At 57.9% G+C, this 4,439-nt stretch carries 5 protein-coding genes; 4 read left to right on the top strand and 1 reads right to left on the bottom strand.

Features of this window, described 5'->3' with window-relative positions:
- Positions 1-366: c-type cytochrome domain-containing protein (locus tag VN887_16360; GenBank protein HXT41581.1), on the bottom strand; the 366-nt coding region annotated here is incomplete at its 3' end.
- Between the two features lie 179 nt (positions 367-545).
- On the opposite strand from VN887_16360, the gene VN887_16355 reads away from it, so the two are divergent.
- The 4 genes from VN887_16355 to VN887_16340 all read left to right on the top strand — a co-directional run.
- Positions 546-1,496 (top strand): sugar phosphate isomerase/epimerase family protein, encoded by a 951-nt coding sequence (locus VN887_16355; protein ID HXT41580.1) that lies wholly within the window; start codon positions 546-548, stop codon positions 1,494-1,496.
- 85 nt (positions 1,497-1,581) lie between these two features.
- Positions 1,582-2,706 carry a mandelate racemase/muconate lactonizing enzyme family protein gene (locus tag VN887_16350; GenBank protein ID HXT41579.1) on the top strand — a complete coding sequence of 375 codons (1,125 nt, stop codon included), beginning with the start codon at positions 1,582-1,584 and terminating at the stop codon, positions 2,704-2,706.
- Positions 2,707-2,717: 11 nt separating this feature from the next.
- A complete protein-coding gene (locus VN887_16345) occupies positions 2,718-4,061 on the top strand; it encodes an MFS transporter (protein ID HXT41578.1) in 1,344 nt (447 codons plus the stop codon).
- Positions 4,048-4,439, top strand: a 392-nt coding sequence (locus VN887_16340; protein HXT41577.1) for an SDR family oxidoreductase, incomplete at its 3' end; no start/stop codon positions are given. The genes VN887_16345 and VN887_16340, both read left to right, overlap by 14 nt.

Here is a 4,439-nt window from a genome sequence, read left to right as displayed (position 1 = left end):
ATCGGCAATTTGTTCGTCACCCAATTTGCCGCCCGCCTTTTTCGGCGGCATCTGGAGATCGTCGTTCGTGTAACGAATTGCTTCAATGAGGCGACTGCGCTCAGGGTCGCCCGCGAGGATGGCTGGTTTGCCCGATTCACCGCCCTTGAGCATGCCAGCTCTGGTGTCGAGCAACAGGTCGCCTTTGATTTTTTCCGAGGATGTACTGTGGCACTTGTAGCAACGCTCGACGAGCACGGGCCGGATTTTCTGCTCGAAAAACTCGATCTCTTCCGGTCTGGGGCCCGCAATCGGCGCGGCGACAGTTCGCAACGCAACGGCGCCCAGCAGAATTCGGAAGTAGCATCTCAGACCGGCATGAGACATAGCTGAATGCCCAAATATTAGTCTTCGCCATCGAGAATCACAACACATTCGTTCCGATCCCGATTGCCTTGTAGGGATACCGGTACGGTTCCTCACAGCGCAACTTGCTCCCTTTCAGTTTTTCCATTGCGGCTTTTTAGTGGCGATAAGCACCGGCTTGGTTTACAACTCCATTCACTATGAAACTTTCCCGCAGGGCTTTTCTCGGCGCCGCCGCGTGTACGGCAACTTCCCTCTCGCTGGATGCCCAATCCACGATTGGACAAACTCCGCGCAAAGGGCGCGTCAAACTCGGCATCTCGACCTACTCTTACTGGCATTTTCGTCCCCCGAAGGTTTCGATTGAAACAGTGATCGAGAAGTCCGCCGAGATTGGTGTCAGCGGGGTCGACATCCTGCATCGGCAAATGGACATCGAGGAAAAGGCGCCGTTCGACGCCGCGGGACGCGCCTATTGCAACAAACTGAAGCGACTGGCTTACACCAATGGGCTTGATTTGATCTGCCTGTCCACGCATCAGAATTTTGTCAGTCCGAAGCCGGAAGTTATCGACGAAAACGTGGAGCACACGAAGAAGTGCATCGAGATCGCCTATCAACTTGCCATTCCTTGCATTCGCATCAATACCGGGCGTTGGAACACGGTGGATTTCGACACGCTCATGGCAAATCGCGGCATCGAGCCGATTCTTGCCGGTCACACCGAGGAGGAAGGATTCAAGTGGTGCATTGACGGCATTCAACGCTGTCTGGCCAAGGCCGAAGAATGCGGTGTGATCCTCGCGCTGGAAAATCATTGGGGCCTCGCCCGCACGCCCGAAGGTCTGCTGCGCATTGTCAATGCGATCAACTCGCCCTGGCTCGGCGTCCTCATGGACACGGGGAATTTTCTTGAAAACCCGTACGACAAGTTGAAGCAAATCGCATCGAAGGCGGTGTTCGTGCAGGCAAAGACTTATCACGGCGGCGGCGAGTGGTACACGCTCGACCTCGATTACCAGCGTGTCGCCAGGATTTTGTCCGACGCGAGCTACGACGGATACGTCTCTCTCGAATTTGAAGGCAAGGAGAATCCGGACGTGGCCGTACCGAAGAGCATCGAGATGCTGAGGAAGGCTTTCGCCGTTTGAACCGCGCAATGGCGTCCTGGGTTTTTTTGGAACTCTGGCAAACGCACGCCAACCCTACCCTCCCTGACTCGATTTCCCATCGCCCATGAAGATCGCCCAAGTCACCTGCCAGATTCTCCGCGTCGAGTCGGTGCAGAAGAAAACGGCCAGTTGCCAGGATGTGGCGCTGGTTCGCGTTCGCACTGATGATGGACTGGAAGGCATCGGGGAGGCGGACGCGTCCCCGGAAGTCATCAAGGCCATCATTGACGCACCCTACAGCCACAACATCGCCTGCGGTCTGCGTGAAATTCTGATCGGGGAAAACCCGCTGGAAACAGAGCGGCTCTGGCAAAAAATGAACCGGCGCACGATGTATTTCGGCCGCAGTTCCGTGACCATTTGCGCAATGGCTGCGGTGGACATGGCGTTGTGGGACCTCAAGGGGAAATATTTCAAGCAACCAATCCATCGCCTGCTCGGCGGCAAGCAGCACGACCGCATCAAGGCCTATGCTTCTGTCCTCTTCGGCCGCGACGGCCGGCAAACGAAGGAGATCGGCCAGCGATGGGTCGAGGCCGGCTATCAGGCCGTGAAATTCGGTTGGGAGCCGATGGGCCAAAGCGAAGCGCTCGACATCGAACTGGTCCGCGGCGCGCGCGAAGGTGTCGGCGATGAGGCCACTTTATTGATCGACGCCGGCTGTATCTGGGACGCGCGCACCGCCTTGAACCGCGTCCATGCGTTCGCAGAGTCCAAGATTGGATGGCTGGAGGAGCCGTTGCGCCCCGGTGACGTGGAGGGTTATGCGTGGCTGCGCGACCGCTCGCCGGTATCGATCGCCGCGGGCGAGCAGGAATGCGGACGCGAATCATTTCGCCCGTTGATCGACCGACGCGCGCTGGATGTTTATCAAGTCGATCTCTCGCGAAATGGTTTCACTGACGCTGCCTACATTCGAGCCCGCGTCGAGGAAATCGGCGCGCGTCTCTGCAACCATTGTTATACCAGCCCGATCACCGTAGCGGCGAGTCTTCACTGGCTTTGCACCTGCCGCGACGCCTTCATCTTCGAGGATTGTGTCGATGACTCGCCGATGCGCCACGAATTGACGCGCGAGAAACTTCAGGCGAAGGACGGATGGATTTCGATGCCTGACGGTCCCGGTCTCGGCATTACGCTCAACGAGAAGTTCATCAAAAAGTATCTCGTCGCAGAATCCGGCCTGTAATCCGCAGCCTCATGAACCAACCAGCCGCTCACGCCGGTCTGCCGGACGCCAATTCCACGGGGCAGCCTCTTTCGCCAATCCGCTGGCGCATTCTCGTGCTCATGATGGCACTTTGTTTCTGCAACCACTTCAACCGTGCCAGCATGGCGAACGCGGGTGACGAGCGGATCATGAAACAGTTCGGCATCTCGGCCGAACAAATGGGCGTTGTCTATACCGGGCTCCTCCTCATTTACACGATTTTCATGATTCCAGGCGGGCTCTTCATCGATCGTTTCGGGCCGCGTCTCGCTCTGGCGGCCATGGGCATAGGCACGGCCCTGTTCTGCGCGTTTACAGGAATGATCGGGTGGGGGTTTATTGCAACGAGTCAGGTGTGGCTTTCCCTGTTGCTGGTGCGTTCGTTGATGGGCCTGTTTACCACGCCGCTTCACCCTGCGAGCGCCCGCGCCGTGGCAAATTGGTTTCCGGATCGCCAGCATGCGTTCGCAAACGGATTGATCACCGGAGCCGCTCTGCTCGCTTATGCGGCGGTTCATCCTCTGTTCGGAGCGTTAATTGATCGCTTCGACTGGCCCAATGCGTTTTTGATTTCAGGCGGCGGCACGGCGGCGCTGGCCTTGATCTGGTTCTTCTGTTCCTCGGATCATCCGGGCGAAGGAAAGACTCTTGTCGGGTCCAGAACCGGGGCGCCCCCGGCTCCCATGGATGCGACTACAGGTCGGTCATCGCCGGGCTTTGCAGGTCTTCTTCATAACCGAAGCCTGATCCTGCTGACATTGAGCTACGCGGCCGTCGGTTACTTCCAATATCTCTTCTTTTACTGGATGCATTATTATTTCGACGAAGTGCTGCGCATGGGGAAAACCGAGAGCCGCTTTTACGCTGGTTTGCCAAACCTCGCGATGGCGGTCTGCATGCCGTTCGGCGGCTGGCTTACAGACTCGGTGAAGCGATCGTTCAGTCCAGCCGCGGGGCGGTCGCTCGTTCCACGCATTGGGATGACTGGCAGCTCGGTGTTGCTGTTGTTCGGCATCTTCGCAAAACAACCGTTCTGGATCGTGCTTTGGTTTACGCTCTCCCTTGGAGTCCTTGGACTTTGTGAAGGCGCGTTTTGGACCACGGCGGTCGAACTCGGAAGGAGACGGGGTGGAACCGCGGCGGCGATCATGAACACCGGCGGCAACGGCATAGGGTTGCTCGCGCCGATGATCACTCCGTGGGTCAGCGCGAGACTCGGATGGACATGGGGAATCAGCCTTGGGGCAATTATAGGGCTGGCGGGCGCAATTTGTTGGTTTTGGATTGACCCGCGTGAAGGCAGCGACCAAAACACAACGCATGAACAAGATTGATCTTGGTGGAAGGAAAGCAGTCGTCACTGGCGGCGCGCGCGGCATCGGCTATGCCATTGCGCAACGGTTGCTGGACTCCGGCGCGGCCTGCAGTTTGTGGGACATGAACGCGGCGCGCCTTGCTGAAGCCGCGAAAAGCCTCGAGGCTCGCGGCCAGATCCACACGGTCACTGTGGATGTCACCAACCCCGACTCCACACAAGCCGCAGCTGACGCGACGTTCCAACATTTTGGCAGTATTGACATCCTCGTGAACAACGCGGGTATTCCGGGCGTCACGAAGGCGACCTGGGAAATTCCGGCGGACGACTGGCGAAAGGTGATCGAAGTGAATCTGCTCGGCCCTTATCACTGTTGCCGCGCAGTCGTCCCGAAAAT

Source organism: Candidatus Angelobacter sp., assembly GCA_035607015.1.
GTDB lineage: Bacteria > Verrucomicrobiota > Verrucomicrobiia > Limisphaerales > AV2 > AV2.
Note: the sequence above shows the minus strand (reverse complement) of the source record. Positions and strands in the feature narration are given on the sequence as shown.

Bases quoted from the DNA above. Each gene is read 5' to 3' on its own strand.
- VN887_16355 (HXT41580.1), top strand. From the start codon at position 546: ATGAAACTTTCCCGCAGGGCTTTTCTCGGCGCCGCCGCGTGTACGGCA.
- VN887_16350 (HXT41579.1), top strand. From the start codon at position 1,582: ATGAAGATCGCCCAAGTCACCTGCCAGATTCTCCGCGTCGAGTCGGTG.
- VN887_16345 (HXT41578.1), top strand. From the start codon at position 2,718: ATGAACCAACCAGCCGCTCACGCCGGTCTGCCGGACGCCAATTCCACG.